This window comes from Streptomyces sp. AF1A (assembly GCF_047340315.1).
Lineage (GTDB): Bacteria > Actinomycetota > Actinomycetes > Streptomycetales > Streptomycetaceae > Streptomyces.
In genome coordinates, this window is the sequence record NZ_JBLEBI010000020.1 from 1 (window position 1) to 22,456 (window position 22,456).

General features: G+C 72.4%; 15 protein-coding genes and 3 pseudogenes. 11 read left to right on the forward strand and 7 right to left on the reverse strand.

Annotation, left to right across the window (positions count from 1 at the left end):
* The first annotated feature begins 176 nt into the window (after positions 1-176).
* The gene (locus ACLU3S_RS09475; RefSeq protein WP_413951348.1) at positions 177-1,919 is read left to right on the forward strand and encodes an SWIM zinc finger family protein; all 1,743 of its coding nucleotides are present in this window, start codon (positions 177-179) and stop codon (positions 1,917-1,919) included.
* Positions 1,920-2,024: 105 nt separating this feature from the next.
* On the opposite strand, the gene ACLU3S_RS09480 is transcribed toward ACLU3S_RS09475, so the two are convergent.
* On the reverse strand, positions 2,025-2,543 hold the full coding sequence (locus tag ACLU3S_RS09480; protein WP_413951293.1) for a transglycosylase SLT domain-containing protein: 519 nt from the start codon (positions 2,541-2,543) through the stop codon (positions 2,025-2,027).
* A gap of 355 nt (positions 2,544-2,898) precedes the next feature.
* Complete coding sequence (locus tag ACLU3S_RS09485) at positions 2,899-4,998, reverse strand: SpoIIE family protein phosphatase (protein WP_413951294.1); 2,100 nt, start codon at positions 4,996-4,998, stop codon at positions 2,899-2,901.
* Between the two features lie 361 nt (positions 4,999-5,359).
* On the opposite strand from ACLU3S_RS09485, the gene ACLU3S_RS09490 reads away from it, so the two are divergent.
* The 4 genes and pseudogenes from ACLU3S_RS09490 to ACLU3S_RS09505 form a co-directional block, all read left to right on the forward strand.
* Positions 5,360-7,966 (forward strand): MFS transporter, encoded by a 2,607-nt coding sequence (locus ACLU3S_RS09490; protein ID WP_413951295.1) that lies wholly within the window; start codon positions 5,360-5,362, stop codon positions 7,964-7,966.
* Between the two features lie 299 nt (positions 7,967-8,265).
* Positions 8,266-8,979: pseudogene (locus ACLU3S_RS09495) on the forward strand (dienelactone hydrolase family protein); the annotation flags it as partial.
* A gap of 610 nt (positions 8,980-9,589) precedes the next feature.
* On the forward strand, positions 9,590-10,450 hold the full coding sequence (locus tag ACLU3S_RS09500; protein ID WP_413951296.1) for a B3/4 domain-containing protein: 861 nt from the start codon (positions 9,590-9,592) through the stop codon (positions 10,448-10,450).
* A pseudogene (locus ACLU3S_RS09505) lies at positions 10,450-10,737 on the forward strand (hypothetical protein); the annotation flags it as partial. The gene ACLU3S_RS09500 and the pseudogene ACLU3S_RS09505, both read left to right, overlap by 1 nt.
* Before the next feature lie 66 nt (positions 10,738-10,803).
* Here ACLU3S_RS09505 and ACLU3S_RS09510 read toward each other — a convergent pair.
* Both ACLU3S_RS09510 and ACLU3S_RS09515 read right to left on the reverse strand, forming a co-directional pair.
* A pseudogene (locus tag ACLU3S_RS09510) lies at positions 10,804-10,995 on the reverse strand (hypothetical protein); the annotation flags it as partial.
* Between the two features lie 151 nt (positions 10,996-11,146).
* Positions 11,147-11,812, reverse strand: coding sequence for a class I SAM-dependent methyltransferase (locus tag ACLU3S_RS09515; protein ID WP_413951297.1), 666 nt, complete (start codon positions 11,810-11,812; stop codon positions 11,147-11,149).
* A gap of 220 nt (positions 11,813-12,032) precedes the next feature.
* On the opposite strand from ACLU3S_RS09515, the gene ACLU3S_RS09520 reads away from it, so the two are divergent.
* The 3 genes from ACLU3S_RS09520 to ACLU3S_RS09530 all read left to right on the forward strand — a co-directional run bounded on the left by ACLU3S_RS09520 (position 12,033) and on the right by ACLU3S_RS09530 (position 14,923).
* Entirely contained in the window at positions 12,033-12,551 is a 519-nt protein-coding gene (locus ACLU3S_RS09520; protein ID WP_413951298.1) for a hypothetical protein, read from the forward strand.
* A 76-nt stretch (positions 12,552-12,627) separates the two neighbouring features.
* Positions 12,628-14,262 (forward strand): multicopper oxidase family protein, encoded by a 1,635-nt coding sequence (locus ACLU3S_RS09525; RefSeq protein WP_413951299.1) that lies wholly within the window; start codon positions 12,628-12,630, stop codon positions 14,260-14,262.
* Positions 14,263-14,446: 184 nt separating this feature from the next.
* Positions 14,447-14,923, forward strand: a complete 477-nt coding sequence (locus ACLU3S_RS09530; protein ID WP_413951300.1) for a GNAT family N-acetyltransferase — start codon at positions 14,447-14,449, stop codon at positions 14,921-14,923.
* Between the two features lie 425 nt (positions 14,924-15,348).
* Here the strand turns inward: ACLU3S_RS09530 and ACLU3S_RS09535 are convergent, their stop codons facing one another.
* Positions 15,349-15,729 carry a BlaI/MecI/CopY family transcriptional regulator gene (locus ACLU3S_RS09535; protein ID WP_413951301.1) on the reverse strand — a complete coding sequence of 127 codons (381 nt, stop codon included), beginning with the start codon at positions 15,727-15,729 and terminating at the stop codon, positions 15,349-15,351.
* 238 nt (positions 15,730-15,967) lie between these two features.
* Here ACLU3S_RS09535 and ACLU3S_RS09540 point away from each other — a divergent pair, with 238 nt between their 5' ends.
* Positions 15,968-18,460, forward strand: coding sequence for a transglycosylase domain-containing protein (locus ACLU3S_RS09540; RefSeq protein ID WP_413951302.1), 2,493 nt, complete (start codon positions 15,968-15,970; stop codon positions 18,458-18,460).
* Between the two features lie 126 nt (positions 18,461-18,586).
* Here the strand turns inward: ACLU3S_RS09540 and ACLU3S_RS09545 are convergent, their stop codons facing one another.
* Together ACLU3S_RS09545 and ACLU3S_RS09550 are read right to left on the reverse strand one after the other, a co-directional pair.
* Positions 18,587-19,372 carry a polysaccharide deacetylase family protein gene (locus tag ACLU3S_RS09545; protein ID WP_413951303.1) on the reverse strand — a complete coding sequence of 262 codons (786 nt, stop codon included), beginning with the start codon at positions 19,370-19,372 and terminating at the stop codon, positions 18,587-18,589.
* Positions 19,369-20,751, reverse strand: coding sequence for a glycosyltransferase (locus tag ACLU3S_RS09550; RefSeq protein WP_413951304.1), 1,383 nt, complete (start codon positions 20,749-20,751; stop codon positions 19,369-19,371). The genes ACLU3S_RS09545 and ACLU3S_RS09550 overlap by 4 nt, the downstream gene beginning before the upstream one ends.
* 137 nt (positions 20,752-20,888) lie before the next feature.
* Between ACLU3S_RS09550 and ACLU3S_RS09555 the strand changes: the two genes are divergently transcribed.
* Positions 20,889-21,320 carry a BlaI/MecI/CopY family transcriptional regulator gene (locus ACLU3S_RS09555; RefSeq protein WP_413951305.1) on the forward strand — a complete coding sequence of 144 codons (432 nt, stop codon included), beginning with the start codon at positions 20,889-20,891 and terminating at the stop codon, positions 21,318-21,320.
* 5 nt (positions 21,321-21,325) lie between these two features.
* A complete protein-coding gene (locus ACLU3S_RS09560) occupies positions 21,326-22,327 on the forward strand; it encodes a M56 family metallopeptidase (protein ID WP_413951306.1) in 1,002 nt (333 codons plus the stop codon).
* The last annotated feature ends 129 nt before the right edge of the window (positions 22,328-22,456 follow it).

A 22,456-nucleotide genomic window follows, 5' to 3' on the forward strand; every position in this document is an offset into this window, starting at 1 on the left:
AGGCGGGGGAGCGGGAGTCCGGACGCGGGTCCCGCACCCCGGCAGGTCCTGCCTTCTCCGCGCCCCGCACCGGATCCGCGCCCCCCTCGGCCTCGGCGCGACCCGGCGAGGAGGCACGAGCCGCCCGGGTCAAGGCCGTACAGGAGATGCGGCAGTTCCTCCGGGACGCCTTCCGCATGCCCGTGGAGAGCGACACCCCGGCGGAGACGGACGCCACCGGTACCTCCGGCGGTCCGGGTGAGGTGCGCCCCGCGCGCCCCGCGCGGGTTCCCGGGCGCGGGCGCGCCGGCCGGCCCGGTCCCGGCGCGGACCCTGGGGAGACCGCCCCTCCGATCCCCGCGGCGGAGTCCGGACCCCGGCCCGTGGGCCGGGCGAACCAGCGGACGGACAGCGCGGATTCCACCCCCTCGGCCCGCCGCGCCTCGGTGGCGGGGCAGACTCGTGCCGCCGGGGACGAGGCCGAGGCCGGGTCGTACGGCACCGACCCCACGCGGCCCAGCGCGGATTCCACCCCCTGGGCCCGCCGCGCCTCGGTGGCGGGGCAGACTCGTGCCGCCGGGGACGAGGCCGAGGCCGGGTCGTACGGCACCGACCCCACGCGGCCCAGCCCCGGGTCGCCACCCCCTGCCGCGGCGCCGCACGTGCCGTCCACCATGGCCGCGCCCCACCGCGACAGTGAACTGCGGCGTACCTTCCCGGCGTTCACGCCGCGCGCCGGGGGCGAGGACGCGTCGTTCGCCGCGACCTGGTGGGGCAACGCGTGGGTGGACGCGCTGGAGCGGGGCGCGCTGGACCCCAAGCGGCTGGCGCGTGGCCGTGGTTACGCCGACCAGGGGCATGTGGACGCGATCACCGTGACCCCGGGTCTGGTCCTGGCGTACGTGCGCGGCAGCCGTCCGCGCCCGTACCGGGTGCAGGTGCGGCTCCGCACCCTTCAGGACGAGGACTGGGCGCGGTTCCTGGATGCGGCCGCCGACCGGCCGGGCCACATCGCGGCGTTGCTCGACAAGGAGCTGCCGCAGTCCCTGGCCGACTGCGGTGTCCCGCTGCTGCCCGGCCCCGGTGACCTCGCGCCGCGCTGCAGCTGCCCCGACTCCGGTCACCCCTGCAAGCATGCGGCCGCGCTGTGCTACCAGACGGCACGGCTGCTCGACGCCGACCCGTTCGTGCTGCTCCTGCTGCGGGGCCGGGGCGAGCGGGAGCTGCTCGACGCGCTCTCCCGGCGCAGCGCCGCCCGGGCGGCCCGCGCCGCCCAGGAGCGGCAGCCGCAGTCCCTGCCCGGCATACGGGCCGCCGAGGCCCTCGCCCCGCGCGAACTGCCGCCCCTGCCCCCGCCGTTGCCGGTCCCGCCGCACCCCGAACAGCCCCCGGCGTATCCGGCGGCGCCCGGCGGCCCGGACCCCTTCGCGCTGGACCAGCTGGCGACCGATGCCGCCGCCCGCGCGCACGCGCTGCTCGGCACCGGTCGCGACCCGGTCGGTGAACTGACCCTGTGGCAGGACGCGGTGCGCCTCGCCGCGGCCCGTCCCGGCTCCGGCCTGACCGCCACGACCCGCACGCTGTACGCCACGCTCGCCCAGGCCGCCGGCCGTACCCCGGCCGACCTCGCGCGCGCCGTCGCCGCCTGGCGCCAGGGCGGCCTGGAGGGGCTGGCCGTACTGGAGGAGCCGTGGGACCCGCCGGCCGGCCGCTTCGACCGGGCACGCCCGCAGCTGCTCGCCGCCGACCTGCCCGCGTTCCGCCCCTGGCGCAACCGGCTCACCCATCCACGCGGCCACGTCCAGCTCCGGCTCGGCCGTGACGGCCTGTGGTACGCCTACGAGTCGGAGCCGGGCCGGGAGGACTGGTGGCCCCGGGGCACCCCGGACCTGGACCCGGTGGGCGCACTGACCGGCCTCGGCGCCCTGGACGACGCCTGATCAACGGCCCCTGGCGGTGGGGCCGTTGCCGGAACGGCGGAAGGCCGGTGCCGGCAGCGGTCGTTCGCTGCCGGCACCGGCCTTCGAGTGCCCGGGTGCGTCGGCTCAGTACGCGGAGTTGACGTTGTCGATGGAGCCGTAGCGGTGGGCGGCGTAGTTGGCGGCCGCGGTGATGTTGGCCACCGGGTCGGTGATGTTGTTGGGGGTACCGGAGACGTGGTACGCGTTGAAGGTGGGGTCGATCACCTGGAGCAGGCCCTTGGACGGGGTGCCCTTCTGGGCGTTGATGTCCCAGTTGTTCTGGGCGCCGGGGTTGCCGCCGGACTCACGCATGATGTTGCGCTTCAGGCCCTCGTAACTGCCCGGGATGCCCTTGGACTTCATGATGGCCAGGGACTGCTTGATCCAGCCGTCGAGGTTGTTGGCGGAGCCGGCCTTGCCCTGGGAAGAGCTGCTGTGGTGGTTCGAGGAGGCCGTGACCACGGAGGAGGTGTGCACCGGGGTCGCCTCGGCGGCCTGAGCGTTCGTCGGCATCAGGGTGATCGCTGCGGCTGCGGCGCCGGTGGTGGCGATGCCGGTGAGGCCGAGGGTACGCAGGCGGGCGAAGCGGGTGCGGGTGGTCATGGTCATACGGAAGTAACTCTCCACTGGGGGTCATGGTCGTGCCGACCGCGGTCGATCGCGGTGGCGTGGGCCGGGAGGCCCCGTGCTGCGAGGCGCGGTGCCCGGCAACGAGAGCAATCATTAGCGGCGGCCGGACCGCGGCGCAATGATGTGACGTACTACCCCACTACGGACTAATGTCCGAAATAAGCGCATCTGTAAATATCTGCCCTGGTCAGGGAGGGCATGTTCTACGACTCTCTTTAGGACGTGATCTGGCTCCTATGGGTGGCATCACATCCAGAGGCGCTTTCAGGTCCTTTCCGAGCCACTTCCGAGCTCCCGGTGGCCGGGTCGTCGAGGGGGGTGGACCCGGTCAGTGGGGGGCGGGCGTGCCGGCGGCGGAGACGTGATCCGGCAGGGCCTGCTCGGCCCAGATGATCTTTCCGCGGCGGACGGGGCGGGTGCCCCAGCGCTGGGTCAGCTGCGCGGTGATGTAGAGGCCCCGGCCGCCCTCGTCCTCCGCCTGGGCGCGCCGCAGATGCGGCACCGTGCTGTTGGTGTCGGACACCTCACACGTCAGGGCGCGGTCGCGGATCAGCCGCAGCTCGATCGGGCCGTCGGAGTAGCGGACGGCGTTGGTCACCAGTTCGCTCACCACCAGTTCGGTGGTGAAGGCCAGTTCGTCGAGCCCCCAGGCGGTGAGCTGGTCGACGGCGAGCGTGCGGGCCTGGGACACGGATTCAGGTTCGGGCCGCAGCACCCACTCGGCGAGCCGGTCGGGGCCGAAGGCGCGGGTCCTGGCCAGCAGGACGATCGTGCGTTCCTCGGGCTGCTCGCGGTGCCCGGTCCCGAGAATGCGGGTGACGGCGTCGCACGCGTTCTGCAGCGGCCGGGAGCGGTCGGCGAAGACGGCGGTCATCCGGTCGAGCAGGCCCTCGACGGGGCGGGACGACCCGTCCGCCAGCACGGGGTAGCTGTCCAGCATCACCACGCTGCCCTCGGGCAGCTCGCGCGCCACTGACTGGTAGGCGGGCATTCCCTGTCCGAGCGCAGGGCCGGCCGGCACGTCGGCGAGCTCCGCGCTCCCGTCCGGCGTGACCAGGACGGGCCGCAGCACGCCGGCGCGTGACATGACGCACTCCCGGGTCACCGGGTCGTACACGGCGTACAGGCAGCTCGCGCCCACGGCCAGGTTGGCGGAGCCGCCCTGCGGCAGGAGCAGCTCCTGGCCGCTGAGCCGGGCGACCAGCTCGTGCAGGCGCTCGAGGAGTTCGTCCGGCGACAGGTCGAGCGCGGCCAGGGCGCCGATGGCGGCCCTGAGCTCCCCCATGGTGGTGGCGGCGCGGATGCCCTCTCCGTCGATCTGCCCCGCAGCGAGGGCCACGCGGCTGCCGGGCAGCGGGATGACGTCGAACCAGTTCGCGCCGGACCGGGAGGAGACATAGCTGTGGGCGGTCTCGACCGCGCTGTGGACGGGTACTTCCGGCGGTCTCGGCGTGGGCTGCAGCAGGCGGGCCGCCAGGCGGCCGCGGTTGTACTGGCGGGCGTTGTCCAGGCACAGCGCGGTTCTGTCGGTCAGCTGCCGGGCGAGGGTCAGGTCGTCGTCCTCGTACACGTCCGGGGTGCGCCAGCGGTAGAAGCAGACGAGACCGAGGACGCGGCCCCGGGCGCACAGCGGCACCACGATCATCGAGTGCACCCGGATGACCTCCAGCAGGCGGTGGCGGAACGGCTCGTCGGTCAGCCACGCCGCCTCCGGGTCGAGCCGGCCGATCAGCCGGGGCTGCAGATCGGCCAGGCTCTGCCGGTACGGGGACCCGGCGGGGAAGCCGCTGACCTGCCCCGCCATGGGCACCCCGGCCTGCTCCAGCTCGTGCAGCGAGCACCAGCCCGCCCGCCGCAGCGGGATGCCGCCCACGAGCGGTCCGGCCTGGGGTGCCTCGCACCTGAGCACCGGGTCGAGCAGGTCGACCGTGACGGTGTCGGCGAACTCGGGGACGGTCGCGTCGGCCAGCTCCTGGGCGGTGCGGAACAGATCCATCGTCGTGCCGATGCGGGTGCTCGCCCGCTCCAGCAGGGCCAGCCGCGCCTGGGCCCGGTACTGGCCGGTGACGTCCAGGACGGCCGCCGCCACGCCCAAGGGGGGCCCGTGCCCCTTCTGCAGCCGGAACCAGGACACCAGGACCGCCGTCTGAGTGTGCGGCGGACGGGGGGAGCGCAGCCTCATCAGGACGTCGCGCCGGGGCCTGCCGGTGCGCAGGACCTCGCGCACCATGGCCTCGACCTCGTCGGCACCCTCGTAGCCGAAGGCGCGAAGCGTCTCGCTCGGGGTGCGGCCGAGGAACCCCTCCATGGGGAAGGCGCCGATGTTGCGTGCGGCGGAGTTGTAGCGCACGAGACGGAGCTCGGTGTCCAGGACGTGCAGCCCTACGGGTGACTCGGAGAACAGAGCCGCGAGAACCGCCTCTGCCATCCGGTCGGCATCGTCAGGCGTGTCCCGCGGCATACTCTCGACGCTCCATCCACCCCCCGCGAACCTGGACAAACGGAACTTTTTTCCTGATCGATTGTGGCATGTTTCCCCGCCGCCGACAGATGCGCCTCACCTGTGCGGCCGGGGGGTCTGGTCGCGCCGCGGACTGTGACGCACGTCCGCCGGTGGGATGGTCTTCAGCCGCTCGGACCGGCCCTACACTCAGTTGGTCGCCGCAAGCAACGTAATGTGAGTGACGCTCGGCGCCGGCGGCCGGGAAGAGCCGCCGCGCCGCACGGACACATGCCCCGGAGCCGGGCAGGGACCGGCCGGCCGGGGCAAGGCAAGGAGACCTCTACGCATGACCACGTCCGCATCCCCGGCTCGTGGGGAAACCGGAGTGATATCCGCACCGGCACCGGCCGGAAAGCTGACGCATCGTCAGATCATGACGATCCTCAGCGGCCTCATGCTGGGGATGTTCCTCGCGGCGCTCGACCAGACCATCGTCAGCACCTCGATCCGCACGATCGCCGACGATCTGCACGGGCTCAGCGCGCAGGCGTGGGTCACCACCGCGTACCTGATCACCTCCACCATCAGCACGCCGCTGTACGGAAAGCTCTCCGACCTCCACGGCCGCAAGCCCTACTTCCTGGCGGCCATCACGATCTTCATCGCCGGCTCGGCGGCCTGCTCGTTCGCCACCTCGATGACGGAGCTGTCCGCCTTCCGCGCCTTCCAGGGGATCGGCGCCGGCGGTCTGATGTCCCTGGCGCTGGCGATCATCGGTGACATCGTGCCGCCCCGCGAGCGCGCCCGGTACCAGGGCTACATGCTCGCGACGTTCGGCTCGTCGAGCGTGCTCGGCCCGCTGATCGGCGGCTTCCTGGCGGGCCGGAGCAGCATCCTGGCCATCGCCGGCTGGCGCTGGGTGTTCCTGGTCAACGTGCCGGTCGGCATCGTCGCGCTGTTCGTCGTCGCCAAGGTGCTGAACCTTCCGCACACCCGGCGCGACCACCGCATCGACTGGTGGGGCGCCCTCACCATCGCCGTCGGCGTGGTGCCGCTGCTGCTCGTGGCCGAGCAGGGCCAGAGCTGGGGCTGGACCTCCACCAGGGCCTGCGTCTGCTACGCGGTCGGCGTGGTCGGCCTGCTGGTGTGGGTCCTCGTCGAGCGGGCCATGGGCGACGAGGCCCTCATCCCGATGCGGCTGTTCCGCAGCTCGGTCTTCACCAAGATGAGCCTGCTGTCCGTGCTGATCGGCATGGGCATGTTCGGCGGGATGATGATGATCCCGCTGTACCTGCAGATCGTGAAGGGCGTCAGCCCCACCAAGTCCGGCCTGCTGATGCTGCCGCTGATGGTCGGCATGATCGCCGGAACCATCGTGGTGGGCCGCATCATCCAGAAGACCGGCAAGTACAAGATCTTCCCGATCATCGGCACCCTGCTGATCATCGCCGCCATGCTGCTGTTCCACTACCGGGTGCAGTGGGACAGCGCGCTGCCGGAGACCATGGCGTACATGGCGCTGTTCGGCGTCGGCCTCAGCGGGTGCATGCAGATCCTCACCCTGGCCGTGCAGAACGCCGTCGAGCCCCAGGACATGGGCGTGGCGACCGCGTCGGCCACCTTCTTCCGGCAGATGGGCGGCACCGCCGGTACCGCGATCTTCCTTTCCGTGCTGTTCAGCACGGTGGGCAGCAAGATCAGCTCGGCCTTCCGGGCCGCGTACGAGACGCCGGCGTTCCGGGCCGCGCTGCACGACCCGGTCGTGCGCGCCGACCCGGCGAACGCGCCGGTGCTGGAGCTGTTCAAGCACCACCGGGCGAGCGGCGGCGGCTCGGGCGTGCTCGACGACTCCTCGTTCATCCAGCAGCTCGACCCGCGCCTGGCCGAGCCGTTCAAGGTCGGCTTCACCGACTCGATGCACCTGGTGTTCATCATCGCGGCGGCCGTGATCGTCCTGGGCTTCCTGGTCGCGGTGTGGACCAAGGAGGTGCCGCTGCGCAAGGTCTCCGGACTGGAGGCGCGTGCCGCGGAGGAGAACGGCGGCCCGGCCCCGGAGCCCGCTGCGGCCGCCCTCGCCGCCGAGCCGGCCGTGGCCGCGGCCGCCGTGGAGCCCGCCACCGTTGCGCCCGAGCCGGTCGCCGCGCCGGCCGCCGATGTGTTCCAGCCGGTTCGGGGTCCCGGACGCCACAGCGTCCGCGGCCGGGTGCTGGACGGGTCGGGCGCCCCGGTGCCGCAGGCCGTGATCACCCTGATCGACATGGGCGGACGGCAGCTCGGCCGCGCCGTCAGCGGCGACGACGGCAGCTACACCGTCCCCGTCACCGGCCCCGGCACCTACGTGCTGATCGGCGCCTCCGGTGCCCGGCAGCCGCAGGCCGTGACGGTGGTGGTCGGCGACGAGCCCGTCGAGTGCGACCTCGCGCTCAGCGGCACCGTCGCCCTCACCGGCTCCGTCCGCGACTCCGTCGACGGACACGCGCTGGCGGGAGCCCTGCTGGTCGCGACCGACGTGCGCGGCGAGGTCGTCTCCACCGGCACCTCGGCCGCCGACGGCGGCTTCGTGCTCGCCGACCTGGTCCCCGGCGGCTACACCCTCGTGGTGAACGCGGCCGGCTACCGTCCGGCCGCCCTCCCGGTCGACGTCACCCCGGGCGCCACGGACGCCTGCGAGGTCCGCCTCGAACCCGGTGCCCGGCTCCGCGGCGTCATCAGCACGGCCTCCGGCCGGCCGCTCGACGACGCCAAGGTGACCCTGCTGGACTCGGCGGGGAACGTGGTCGGCACCGCCATCACCGGTGACGACGGCGCCTACGGGTTCACCGACCTGGACGGCGGCGAGTACACGGTCGTCGCCAGCGGCTACGCCCCGGTCGCCGCTTCCCTGCGCCTGGACGGCGGCGGCGCCACCGACTTCGACCTGGAGCTGTCCCACGAGGAGGAGTCCCGGAGGTAGCAGCCCTGCGACGGTGACCTGCCCCCGCCGGAACGTCCGGCACTGTTGGCGAATCCTGGGGCTGAAGGTGACGTCGGCCTTCACGACCCGTTGTGGTCGTGAAGGCCGACGCTTGCGTTGGGGAGGGTGCCCGTGTCGTGGCACGCCAGGAAGATCGGCGGGGCCTGTTCGTCGCCGGGACCTCAAGGACCGGCAGCCGACGCGGGCTGCGCAACGGCTTTCAGAGGGACACCTACGCTGTTCTGCCGGCGGCAGATCACCGGCCCGACCGGGCTCGACGATCACTACAGTCCAGTCTCGTGACGACGATTACGACGCGTACGGTCGAGTACCCGGCCGACGGTTTGACGATGATCGGGCACCTCGCGCTCCCGGCCGGTGTCGACCGCCGGCCCGCGGTGCTGCTCGGACCAGAGGGCATGGGGCTCAGCGACGTCGAGCGCCGCCGGGCCGATGCTCTCGCCGAGCTGGGATATGTAGCGCTGGCCTTCGACCTCCACGGCGGGCGCTATCTGGGCGACCCCGAGGAGATGCTGGCCCGTTGCATGCCACTGCTCGCTGATCCCGACCGGATGCGGCGCATCGGCCACGCGGCACTCGACGAGTTGCGCACCGAGCCCCGGACCGACCCCGACCGGATCGCCGCCATCGGCTACGGCACCGGGGGCGCCATCGCGCTGGAACTCGGGCGAGCCGGCGTCAACCTGCGCGCGATCGGGACGGTCAACGCAACTACCACGGGCCGACCGGGCGAGGCAGCGCGCATCCTCTGCCCGGTGTGGGCCGGGGTCGGATCGGAAGACCCGATCATGGCGCCCGCGCAACGAAACGCGTTCACCGCCGAGATGCAGGCCGCGGGCGTCGACTGGCGCCTCGCGATCTATGGCGGCGCCTTGCACGCCTTCCACCACCCGCCGGTCGACCACCCCGTGGTCCCCGGTGTCGGCTACCACCCACGGCACGCGCAGCGAGCCTGGCGCGACGTCGTCGACCTGCTCACCGAGTGCCTGCCTGGGGGCATGACCCAGGCAGGCATGGATCTGCAACGAGACATCGACGCCGAAGCGGTCCTCGCCGGAGCCGGCTGGGCGCCGCCCGTCCGCTGCATCGGCTCGATCGAGCCGACACCGCCGGGCGACAACCAGGGCCGACGTTGCTTGACACGGCACTAGGGATCACCAACCTCCGTCGGCACAGGAAAATCGCCAACGGGGTCGGAACTTCCGGCGGAGGCAGGAGTTTTCGGGCAACGGTCCAGGGCGGGGAGCGGGCCGCTCACGCCGCTTGGGCACGTGCTTTCACCATCGGCTACGGCACTTGGTGCGTAACCCCCGGCCGGCATCAGATGCCCTCGATCCCGACGACGGCGTGTACATCCACGAGCTGTGGTGCTGACGGGCGTCCCGAACCGTCCGCGGGGTATGACGGGCGGCGGCACGGAAGCTCACCGCCCATCTGAACCGTGACCTGCGGCCGGGCGGTGGAGCCCCACGGGCCCGGAGGTCGTCCGGGACGTGCGTGCGTGTCCGGAGGGAGCGAGGGAGCGGAGGCCGCCGGTCCGGACGCTGCGCACCCAGCCCGCCGAACCCCCGCCCGGCAAGTGGCCTCACGCATCACCCCGTAATGGGCCACCGCCGAGGCCTCGTCCGCTTCCTACTGTCGACCCGTCAACAAGGAGACCGCCCGCGACCGGCACGGGCGGCCGAAGCCCGGAAACGAAGGACCGCACACCCATGGAAAGCCCCCGCCCCGACTCGGACACCCGCACCCTCGGCGTCGGCGTCGACGCGCGCGCGGGTGGGAACGCGTGCCCGCCTACATCCTCGGCCTGATCGCCGTACCGGACGTCGCCGTCGTCGCGGACGTCCCCCAGGTGACGGACCGGCTCACCGCCGCCGAGGATGCCCTGCACAGCGCCGGGTTCTCCAAGGCCGACGTCTCCGCCCTGGCCTCCATCCCGGCCTGGCGGGACGCCTACCGGGAGATGGGCGTGAATCCCAACCGGTTCCCCTGCGCCGCCGAGTCGGTCCTGCGCAGGATCGCCAGGGGGACCGGCTGCCGCGCATCAACTCCCTGGTGGACCTGTGCAACGCGGTGTCCCTGGAGAGCCGGCTGCCCGTGGCCTCCTGCGACGTGGGCGGCATCGAGGCCGAGCCGACCGTGCGGCCCGCCCGCGGCAGCGAGGTCCACCTGCCGCTCGGCGCCCCCGACGCCCCCGAGCACCCCGAGCCCGGCGAGGTCGTCTACGCCGACGACCAGGGCCGCGCCCACTCGCGGCGCTGGAACTGGCGCCAGGGCGACCTGGTCAAGTCCGACCGCGGACGGCGACGGCTCCTGCTCACCGTCGAATCGGCGCACGAGGGCGGCCGGGCCGAGGTGGAGCGGACGCTCGGACGGCTCACGGAGGCGCTCACGGGCCTCGGCGCCGCTCCGCAACCGCCGCGGATCCTCGACGGCGCCACCCCCTGGGTGGTCGGCACGTAGTGCCGCAACCGGCGCCCTGTTGGACCGACCGACCGGCCCCAGGACCTGCCGTACCAGCCGGACCCACTGGCCGCGACCCGAACCACCGGCCTCCCCGGCCGACCGCCACCGGGACCTACCGGAGCACCGGGACCACCGACCTCCCGTACCGACGATCCGGCCAGTCGGTCCTGGAGACGTTCCGGATGGCCAAGCTGGTCGTCTCGGTGGACGAGGACGTCGACCTCGAGTCGGACGTGGACCTGTGGTGGGCGATGGTCACCCGGCTGCAGGCGGACCGGGACCTGACCGTCCTGCGCCCGCAGCAGCTCGTAGGCCCGGATGATCACCGTCCGCGAGACGCCCAGCTGCTGGGCCGGCTCGCGCGAGGCGGGCAGCGCGTCGCCGGGGCGCAGTCTGCCCGCGCGCACGAGCGCGGTGACCTGATCGCACACCTGCTGCCGCAGCGCCGTACCGCTCGCCCGGTCCAGAGCGATCAGCAGTTCGCTGGATCCCACTCCGTTCCCCCCGCCCCCGCACCGCCTGCGCGGTGTCCCGGGAGCCACCTAGTCACCGCGCCGCCGCGGCCGTTGAACCGGCCGCGGCCCTCACCAGTACGGCCGCTCCGATCGGACTCGGCGGCAGACGCCCGCGGTTGAGGGAGGTCCAGGGGAGCGGCGTGCCCTCCAGCGGACGGACACCGCCGACGGGCCGCCCTCACCGGGGCAGGCGCTGGGTGACGCGCCACATGCGGCGGGGCAGCTCGCCCTCCTCGAAGGCGTGCACCTCGTCCAGCATCCACCCCTCGGCGAGGGCGTCGACCAGATCGCGGGGAAAGAAGTGCACGGCGAACCCGCCGTGCTCGTAGATGTCGTCGCCGTGCGCGACACCGACGCCGTAGTGGGCATCCTCCGTGTGCCGGACCGTGTAGACGAAGGTCCCGCCCGGCCTGAGCACGCGGCGGACCTCACCGACCAGGTTGTGGATCGCCTCGGTCGACAGGGCCATGCACAGCAGCATGTGCGCGAAGACCGCGTCGACGCGGGCGTCCGGCAGCCGGAGCGGCTCACGCACGTCGTGCACCGCGGTGGTGATCCGCTCCGCGATGCCCTGCCTGTCGGCGGCCCGCCGGAGCTGCTCGAGTCCGACCGGGCTGAAGTCGGTGGCCTGGACGGTGAAGCCCTCGCGGGCGAAGAACAGCGCGTCGCGGCCGTGGCCGGCCCCCAGTTCCAGCACGTTTTGTGCCCCGGCGGCCCGGAACAGCCCGGCGGCGTGGACAGCGGGCCCGGACGGCTTCTCGCCGTACATGCCCGGGCGGGCGGCATAGGCCCGCTGCCAGCGCCGTCGCTGGGCGTCGGCCAGTTCCTGCTCCCTGTCCGCCATGGCGCGCGTCTCCCTGGTGCTTCCCGGCCCGCGCCCGTCACCGCCCAGCGTAGACCCGCTCGCGGGCCCGACTCCGACGGTTCGCCGCGGCCCGGCCTTGGCGGCAGATCGGGGCGGGACGACGGTGCGGGGCCACACGGCAACGGGTCGCCGAGCAGTCAGTACCCCCTGGGGGTAGCATGCGCCCTCAGGGATCGACCGCACGGCACAGGTGGGGTTCATGGCGGGACGGGCAGCATGCGGCGGCAGGGGTGCCGTCCGCTGGGCGTACGGGGTGTTGCTCACCCTGTGCGTCGCGCTGGCCGTGCTGGTCCACCATGAGACGTCCGTGGTGAGCGCCTCGCCGTCCACGCCGCACCCCACAGTCCGTGGCGCGCATGCGATGTCGGAGGGTGCGGCGCCGTTCGTGTCGTGCCCTGTCCGTGCCGTACACGCGATGTGGGAGGGTGCGGCGCCGTTCATGCCGCGCCTCGCCCATGCCGCACCCGCGATGTCGCACGGTGCGGCGCCGTCCGTCGAGGACGCGTTCTCGCACCAGGCCCACGACGACGGCTGCGCCATGTCGGGGATGCAGCACTGCGGTGCGGCGGGCGTCGGCTCCGTGCACCTCGTTCCGCCCGGCCGGAGCGCGGCCGACGTGATCACGCCACCGAGCCCGGCGGGTGAAGGCCGCGCGTCGGCCGCTGCCGTTGGCCGGGCCCCGCCCGACCTGTCCGTCCTCTCGCACCTGCGCATGTAGGCCGCGCCGGGCGGCGCGCGTTGCGCCGTCCCTCCGCGACTACATCGGCAGTCACGAGACAGAGGACAACAACCCCATGAACAACATCGACCGCCGTTCCGTCCTGCTCGCCGGACTGGGAGTGGCCGGCGCCGGCGCACTCGCCGCCTGCAGCAGCGCGAGCGGGAGCGGAACCGGCAGTGGCAACGCCCTGGTCGGCCCCGACGCCTCGGCCGTCGTCGCCACCGAGAAGAAGCGCAAGGCCACCGGACGGCAGCGGAAGCTCACCCTGACCGCGGCACCTGCCGTGATCGACCTGGGCGGCGGGGTCATGCCCAGGACCTGGGCCTTCGACGGCCGTACCCCCGGCGAGGAGGTCCGCCTCTCGGTCGGCGACACCCTCGTCGCCGAGCTGTCCAACCAGCTTCCGGACAAGACCACCACGTCCATCCACTGGCACGGCATTGCCCTGCGCAACGACATGGACGGCGTGCCCCCGGCCACGCAGAGGGCCGTCCGCGCCGGTTCCACGTTCACCTACCGGTTCATCGCCGACGCGCCCGGCACGTACTTCTTCCACCCCCACGTCGGCGTCCAGCTCGACCGCGGGCTGTACGCCCCCCTGATCGTCGAGGACCCCAAGGAGACCCTCGCTTACGACGACGAGTGGGTCGTCCTCCTCGACGACTGGGTCGACGGCGTCACCGGGACCCCGGACGACGTCTTCGCCGACCTCAAGCGGGGCATGGGCGGCATGGACATGGGCGGCAGCCCCGGACCCGGCGGTTCGGGCGACGGCATGGGGGATATGGGGGACAGGGGGGACATGGGCGGGATGACCACGGGCGACTCCGCCTCCCCGTCCGCCTCGGCCTCCCCCGGCGGCATGTCGCACGGGTTCATGCTCATGGGCGCCACCAGCAAGCTGCTCGGCGGCGACGCTGGCGACGTGAAGTACCCACACCACCTGGTCAACGGCCGGGTGGCGGCCGACCCGGACGTCTACACCGGCAAACCCGGCACAAGGGTCCGGCTGCGGATCATCAACGCGGGCTCGGACACCGCCTACCGGGTCGCCCTCGGCGGCCACCGGCTGACCATCACCCACACCGACGGCTTCCCGGTTCAGCACCAGGAGGCGGACGCGCTGCTGGTCGGCATGGGCGAACGCTACGACGTGCTGGTCACCCTCGGCGACGGCGTCTTCCCGCTGGTCGCCCTGGCCGAGGGAAAGAACGCGAACGGCCTTGCGCTGGTGCGCACAGGCTCGGGCAGCGCCCCGAAGGCGACCGTCCGCCCGAAGGAACTCGACGGCATGATCATGACCGCGTCTCAGCTGCGTGCCGCCGACGACGTGCGCCTGAAGTCCGCGAAAACCGACATCACGCACCGGATCAAGCTGACCGGCACCATGATGGCGTACGACTGGGCCATCGACGGCACGCCGTTCGACATGAACCACCCCGAGGCGCACCCCATCGTCATCGAGGAGGGCCGGCGCGTGCGGCTCGACTTCGTCAACACCACCGAGATGTGGCACCCGATGCACCTGCACGGCCACACCTACCAGCTCGGTGACTCCGGTCCGCGCAAGGACACCGCGATCGTGCTGCCCAAGCAGACGGTGTCCGTATTCCTCGACGCCGACAACCCGGGCCAATGGATGCTGCACTGCCACAACGCGTACCACGGCGAGGCCGGGATGATGGCCAACGTGGCCTATCGGGCCTGACGGCCTCGCGGCGACGTCCGGGGCGCTCACCGGGGGGATCGGGCGCGCCCCGGGCAGCGTCGATCGGGGCCTGGACAGGGTCGATCGGGGCCTGGGCAGGCGGTTCCCAGGAGCGGTGCAGGGATCCTGCCCGAGCAGCCGACCCGCCGCACGGCGGCGCACCCCGGTGCGACATACTCTCCCGATGAGTTCACGCCCGTCCCCGATCAGCCGGCCGATCACGATACGGAGGGCCGTTGCCGGGGATGCCAGACGGCTCACGCGGCTCGTGCGGGGCTCAGGCGCCTACGCGGGGAGGTACGCGGCCGCAGTCGCGGGCTACCGGGTCGGTCCTGACTACATCGAGGCCCACCGCGCCTTCGTGGCCGTCGGTGCCGACGAGCGGGTCCTCGGGTTCTACTCGCTCGTCCTCGCTCCACCGGAGCTCGACCTGCTGTTCGTCGCCGACGACGCACAGGGACGGGGTATCGGACGGCTGCTCGTCACGCACATGCAGTCCGAGGCCCGGGCCGCCGGGCTCGACCGCGTCAAGGTCGTGTCGCACCTTCCCGCCGAGGACTTCTACCATCGCGCCGGTGCCGTGCGGATCGGGACCGCGCTCGCGAACCCGCCCGCCGTGCCGTGGGACCGTTCCGTATTCGAGTTCCGCATTCCGCTGTGATGACGCGGTGTGCCGGTTCACAGGGCACCCGCCTTCGCCTGCAGGGTGGCCGGCATGCAGAGCCGCCGGACCCCGCGCCCGCCGTCGGGAGTCCTCTACGCCCCAGCGTCTGACGGCGAACACGCTGTTGTCCTCGGACGAGTCGACGCAACCAGAGGGCGAGCCGCCTTCCCGCGGTGCGGAGACGAGCGTCCTGTCGGGGAGCTGAATCGAGGAGCCCCGAGGAGCGCGTCGACCGCGAGGCCGCCCACGGTTCAATCCCCTCCGCACTCCAGCACGAGCTCATCGTGAACGGGCAGGCCGAAGTGACCCGTCGACGGGATCTGGGGCTTCACCTCACGAGAGCGGTCGACGCTAGCCGGAGCCCGGGTTTGCTGGAGCCCTGAACGCCGACGATGAGCGGAAGCCGGTCTCTTCGGACAGCGTCACTCCGTCGGGGCGAGCAGGGATCGCAGGGCGGCCTCGTCCGCGGGGTCGAGAGTCTGCACGAAGCGCTGCAGCACGGCTGTGCGGTCGTGACCGCGGTCCAGTGCGGTCTTCATCCGCTCAGCGGACGTCTGGGCGGATTCCTGGCGCGGGCGGTAGGCGTGCGCCCGGCCGACGCGCTCGCGTTCGAGCATCCCCTTGGCGTGCAGCCGACCCAGGACGGTGAGTACGGTCTTGTAGGCGAGCCCTGGTGTGAGCGCGGACTGGACGGCACCCGCGGTCATCGGCTCCCCGGCGCCCCACAGCACGGCCATGATCTCGGCTTCCAGGGCCCCGCTCGGCCGGCGGTCGGCATGGCCGCCACTACTCTCGTGAGTCATCCCGACCCCGTGTCTTCTTTCCGTATGCAGGCTTCGCCGAGTACTACGTGGTGTGATGCTTTGCCCAGGGGGCGGTTGTTGTCGCACACCGGGCACTGGCTAATCTTACAACCCGTAGGAAAAATCCAGGAGTGTCAGCCTGCTCCGAGCCAGGTCCCCCCTCGCGAAGCATGGAGGTGCGGCGGGGCGGTGGAGCAGTCGTGTGTGGGTCGGCGCCTGGCCGAGGAGTGGCGGAAACATGAGCGGACAGCGGCGTAAGCCCTCTGGAAGGACCAAGCCGTCCAGCCCGGCCGACGTACGGAACGGCGGCCGGGCCGCGGCGCGCAGGGCCGGCCGGGCCGGCGCCGCACTCGCCGGCCGCGCGGCGGACACTCGGCGTGCGCAGGCGGGGCCACCAGGACGGCGCGGCCTCATCGACTATCCGCGGGCGGGCAAGCGCGGGGTGCGCCGGTGGCTGCCGTCGTGGAAGCTGGTGACAGGTACGTTCCTGCTCTTCCTCGGCGGCCTGGTGGGGGTGTTCGGGTACGCCTACGCCACGACGACCATCCCCGGCGCGAATCCCAGCACCCAGCAGCAGAGCAACACGTACTACTGGTCCGACGGCTCGGTGATGGCCACACAGGGGTCGACCAACCGGCAGAACGTCGACCTCGCCCAGGTCCCGAAGGCGGTGCAGTGGGACTTCCTCGCCGCGGAGAACGCCACCTTCTACACCGACCCCGGCGTCGACATGCAGGGCATGCTCCGCGCCGTCTACCACATGGCCACGGGCGGTGAGGTGCAGTCCGGGTCCACCATCACCCAGCAGTTCGTGAAGAACACCTACCTCAACCAGAACCAGTCGGTCACCCGGAAGTTCAGGGAGATCATGATCTCCCTGAAGATCGGCGGCCAGATGACCAAGCAGCAGATCCTGCAGGGCTATCTCAACAGCTGCTACTACGGGCGGGACGCCTACGGCATCGAGGCCGCGGCCCGCGCCTACTACCACGAGCACGCCTCCCAGCTGACCGTCAGCCAGGGCGCGTTCATCGCCGCCACGGTCAACGAGCCGAGCCTGCTGATGCACGCCGACACCGACCCGCAGGCCAAGGCCCAGGCCAAGGCTCGCTGGACCTACGTCCTGCAGCGCATGGCCAAGATCCACAAGATCACCGACGCCCAGGAACAGCAGTACCTGGCCGCCGGGTTCCCCACGCCCAAGCCCTACGCGCCGTCGGCGGGGATGTCGGGGCAGACCGGCTACCTCGTGGACACCGCGAAGAAGTACGTCGAGGCCCACTCGTCGCTCACCGACCAGCAGCTCGGCCGCGGGGGCTACCAGATCTACACCACCTTCGACAAGAAGAAGGTGCACGCGCTGTCGGCGTCCGTCGCGGCGATGGAGAAGAAGCACCTCGACCCCAGGCACCGCTCGGCGGACAAGGACGTGCAGGTCGGCGCGGCCTCGATCGATCCGTCGACCGGCGCCGTCGTGGCCCTGTACGGCGGAGCGGGCTGGAACAAGGGCCACTGGACCGACAACGCCGACGCCACGGGTGTGCCGGTGGGCTCCACCTTCAAGCCGATCGACCTGGCCGCCGCCCTCGACCACGGTGCCGTGCTCTCCCCGGGCCAGGCGCCCTCACCGATCACACCCGACTCCAAGTTCAACGGCGACGACGGCATCACCATCAAGAACCAGCAGGGCCAGGAGCTGCCGGACGCCAACGACCCCTCGGGCCTGCTCCACCAGCGCAACGACGTCCCCACGAAATGGGGCTACATCACCCTGCGCAAGGCCATGGAGCAGTCGGTCAACACCCCCTACGTCCAACTCGGCGAGTACGTCGGCTACGGCAACGTGGAGAACGAGGCCCTCAGAGCGGGCCTGCTGCGCAAGAGCCTGCAGTACGACACCCCCGGCTTCTACATCGGCACCTCCACCCCCTCGGCGATCCGCATGGCCGACGCGTACGCCACCTTCGACGACGGCGGCGTCCAGCACGAGCCGTACTCGGTGACCAAGGTCATCGCGGGTGGCCGGCAACTGCCCGGCTTCGACAAGCCCAAGGGCACCAGGGCCATGCCTGCCTCGACCGCCGACAGCGTCACCGACGTCCTGCAGGACGTCGTCAAGAAGGGCACGGGCACCAACGCCCAGGCCCTGGGGCGGCCGGCCGCGGGCAAGACCGGCACCACCGACGACTACAAGTCCGCCTGGTTCATCGGCTACACCCCGCAACTGGTCACGTCCGTCGCCATGTTCAAGGAGGACCCGAAGAACGCCGGCCTGCAGTCGATGCAGGGCGTCGGCGGCTACTCCAAGGTCTTCGGTGCCGACATGCCCACCGAGGTGTGGACCGGCTACATGACCGCCGCCCACCAGGGACTGCCCGTCCAGCAGTTCCCGCCCGCGCCGCAACTGGGCAAGGGCACCGACGAGGGCGGCGCCCCCTCACCTACCCCCTCCGTCACCGTCACGCAGAGCACGCCCCCGGCCGCCCCGAGCACGTCGACAACACCGAACCCCAGCCCTCACCGGTGCCACCACGGCAGGAAGAGGCAGTGTGTCAACCCGGGGCCGACGGACACCTCCGGCACCACCACGGGCACCACCACCGGGGGTACAGGCAGTGGCGGGGTGCTCGGCGGCACCACGGGCGGTGGTACCACCGGTGGTGCCACGTCGCCCGCACCCACGACCAGCCCCCCGGCCCCGGCCGGCTTCCGCGGGGGTGCGGCCGGCTGATCTGCCCGGCGGCAGGGCGCGGGAGGGTCACTCGCGGGAGCGCAGACCGGGCTCTGGCCCGGTCTGCGCGGTGGGCGATCGCTACGCCTGCGACAGCCGAAGGGGCGGCGGGGCGAAGTGGACCGTCTACGGGACTGCAGACGATGCGGGCGTGAGGGGTGTTCCCGCCGGCGCGCTTCCGGCCGGCCGCCACCCGTGGTCGTGCAGCGGGCCGACCGAGTAGCCCCGTTCCTCGCACGTGTCGAGGATCCGGGGGAGCGCGCCGAGGGCGGAGCGCCAGGCTCCGGGTGCGGAGGTGCAGTCGGAGTCGTGGAGGAGGATGGTGCCGCCGCCGGCCAGATCGGCCGTGACGGTGCGGTGTACGGACTCCGGGGTGGCGCGTGCCGTCCAGTCCTCTCCCCAGCAGGTCCACAGCACAGGGGTGAGCCCGAGCCGGCGGGCGGCGACATGGGCGGCGGTGGACATGACGCCGTACGGGGGCCGGAAGAGCCTGGGCTGCCGTCCGGTGAGGTCGGCGACGAGATCGCGGGCCCGGGTGAAGTCGTCCAGGGTGGCGCGCGGGCCGCGCAGGAGCAGGGGGCGGTGCGCCCAGCCGTGGATGCCGATCTCGTGGCCCGCTGCCGCGATCTCTGCGACCAGGCCGGGGAAGCGTCGCGCCTCGCTGCCGAGCAGGAAGAACGTGGCCTGCACCCGGCGGTCGGTGAGCAGCCGCAGGAAGTGCGGGGTGGACAGGGGATCGGGCCCGTCGTCGAAGGTCAGGGCGACGTGGTCGGGGCGGCCCTGGCCCGACAGGCGGGGCATGAGGCGGTTGCGCAGCGGGCCGAAGGTGGAGATCACGGGGGCGGCGTGGACGGCGGCGAGCGCGGGCAGGGCCGCGATGGCTGCCGAGCGCAGTGTCCGGGTGGCGTTCACGAGTGGTGACTCCCGTGCGGGTGGTGTCCAGTGAAGCTGCTCAGATCGAGGCCCCGCCCGATGGTGTGCATGAGGCCCGGACCGTCGTACGTCGTCGCCATTCCCGTGCCGACGGCGCAGGCCCATACGGCGGACGCGACCGCGGTGGTGGCGGCGAGCCGGCGCGGGGCGCGCCGCCGTCGCGGCGGGGGCTTCCGGTTCCCGTCCTGGACGCCCGTTCGGTGTACGCGTGCTATCTCGGCGGCCGGACCGTCCTGCGGGTCCTGAGCGAACAGGGCGAGGCCGGTCGCGCGCTGTTGCTGCCCGAGCGGGCCGTCGATCAGGTCGCACAGCACCGCTTTGAGATCGGCCGGGTCACGGATCCACACGGCCGCGCCCGCCTCGTCCAGGGCGGCCGCGTTGGTCAGCCCGTGCCCCGGTATGCAGCGGTAGCTGGCGACGGGAAGGCCCGTGGCGCACGCCTCCAGGGAGGTCAGCCCGCCGGCGTTCTGCACGAGGACGTCCGCCGTGTGCATCAGGCCGGGCATGTCGTCGACCCAGCCGAAGGCGTGCTCGATCCCGTCCGTCCGCAGCTGCTCGGCCAGGGTTTCGTTCCGGCCGCACACGACGACCGGGACGGCGGCGCGGCAGTCGCGCAGTTCCAGGGCCACCTGACGGACCGGGCCGACTCCCCAGGACCCCGCGACCAGAAGGGCGAGCGGAGCTCGCTCCGGCAGCCCGAACGCCTTCCGCGCGCGTGCGCGCTGCTCCACGTCACAGGGCCGGAACCGGGGATCGGTGACCGGGCCGCACACCCGCACGTCCCCGGCCCCTGCGGCCCGCGCCTGGCCGGCGGGTATGGCATGGGCCGCCAGATGGACGTCGACGCCGTTCGCCACCCAGAGCGGATGCACCGAGAAATCGGTCAGATACGTCAGGACAGGAACACCCAGACGTCCCTTCAGGCGCAGATTGCCCAGCACCCGGCTCGCCCCCGGATAGGTGGAGACGACCGCTCCCGTTCCCGGAGGCAGGGCACGCAGTACCCGGGCCTCGGCCGTGCGGAGCAGTGCTCGGGCGAGCGGGCCACCGCCGCCGGCGCGCTCGGTGGTCGAGTAGATCCTCTGGTAGGCCCAGGGGGCCCGGACGAGCATCCGGTGGTACCCCTCCTGCACGGCACGGCCCAGGTGAACCGGCAGCAGATCCAGCAGATCGAACCGGTCCACCCTGAAGCCGTCCGCCGAAAGCCGCCGGGTGAGTTCGGCGGCCGCGCCGTCGTGACCGGCTCCGACGCTCGCGGAGACGACCGCGATCCGCCCCGCGTGGGGCGTCCTGGCTCGCTGCTGCGGAATCGAGCCCGCGTGGGCGAGTTCGGACGCCGTGCTTCCGGCGTGGGGCATGGGCTTTCCTCCGCACATGAAGGAGCGACGGAACTCTACGAGATGTAGTAGTCCGAGGTTTGAGTTCCGGAGCATACCTCCTACAAGTAGTAGTTGGCCGCCGGGTAGCCTGTAGCGACGCGGACGAAGGAAGGCGGATGGTGGAGGACCAGGGGCACGAGCAGACACGGGGGCTGACCGGCAGGCGGGCGCGCGGTGAGCTCGAAGGTGATGTTCTGGCCGCTCTCTGGGCGGCCGAGGGACCTCTGACCGCCCGCCAGGTGCGGGAGCGGCTGCCGGGCGACTTGGCCTACACGACCGTGTTGACCATCCTGACCCGGCTTCATGAGAAGGGGATGCTCGTGCGGCACCGCGAGGGCCGCGGATACGCCTACGAGCCGGCCCGCGACGAGGCGTCCCACACCGCCCATCACATGCACTCATTGCTCGAGGGGGGTTCTGACCGCGAGGCGGTGCTGGCCCGCTTCGTTTCGGAGCTTTCGGAGCATGACGAGCAACTGCTGTACCAGCTGCTGTCCGGGCACGACGAAACACCCGCTGAGGGTGAGCGCTCCCGCGGGAAGCGGTGAGCCGGATGCTGGTCAGCGTCTACGTCCCGTTCGTCGTCACGGTCGTGCTCGCCGTGCTGGGACCGCGGCTATCGCGCCGTCTGCCCCCGCGTCCCGCCGCCTGGGCCCTGGCCTGTGCGGCGCTCGTGACGGCCGTCGGCTGGGCGGGGGCACTCGCCCTGCTGGCCTTCACCGGCGTGGCTCAGGTTCCTGAGGTCGCCGCCGAGGGCCAGTGGTCCGTTGCCGCGCTGCGCGCCGAGGACCCGGTGTACCGCATCGTCGCGGCCGTGAGCGCCCTGGTGCTGGTCGTCGGCGTCGCCTCGCTGGTCGTCGCTTCCGTACGGCAGGTCCACCACCTCGTGCGGGCACGGCGGGAATGCGCCCACTTTCCGGGGGACACGGAGCTGGCGGTGGTGGACGACGACGTCCCGCTGGCCTTCGCGCTGCCCGGCGCGCCGGGACGCATCGTGGTCTCCCGGGGAATGCTGCGCTGTCTCGGCGACGGCGAGCGCGAGGCCCTGCTCGCGCACGAGCGGGCGCATCTACGCGGCCGTCACCACCTCTTCCAGAGCGTGTGGCGGCTCACGGCGGCCTTGAACCCGCTGCTTCGGCCGTTGACCGTCGCCGGCGGCTTCCTCCTGGAGCGCTGGGCCGACGAGGAGGCCGCCGAGCGTGTCGGTGACCGCAAGATCGTCGCCCAAGCCGTCGGGCGCGCGGCCCTGGCCTCGGCCGGGGCGCCACCTCCCGTCGTCATGGCCGTGACCGGCGGTGTGGTGCCGCAGCGGGTGCGGGCCCTGCTGGCCCCGCCTCCCGCGCGCCGGAGTCTGCCCTTCGTGGCGGGCGGGCTGCTGCTGGCCCTGTGCTGCGCCAGCCTCGCCAACGCCGCTTCCGACAGCGACGACATGGTGGACAGCGCACAGTGCGCGGTGCACGTCGGCACCGCACTCGCGCCATCGAAGCACGAGCACACGCCCGGTTCCTGTTGTGCCGGTCACGAGCGTCAGGAGGGCCGGGAGCACCGGCCCTAACCCGTACGAGTCGCGTGCTCTCGTCTCCGTGCCGCGGCATGGCTGCTTCCCGCAGCGTGAGCACGGTTCCAGCCCCACCGTCACCGGCACTCCGGCCGCCGCTCCCGCAGCTCCCGCGCGCTGACGACG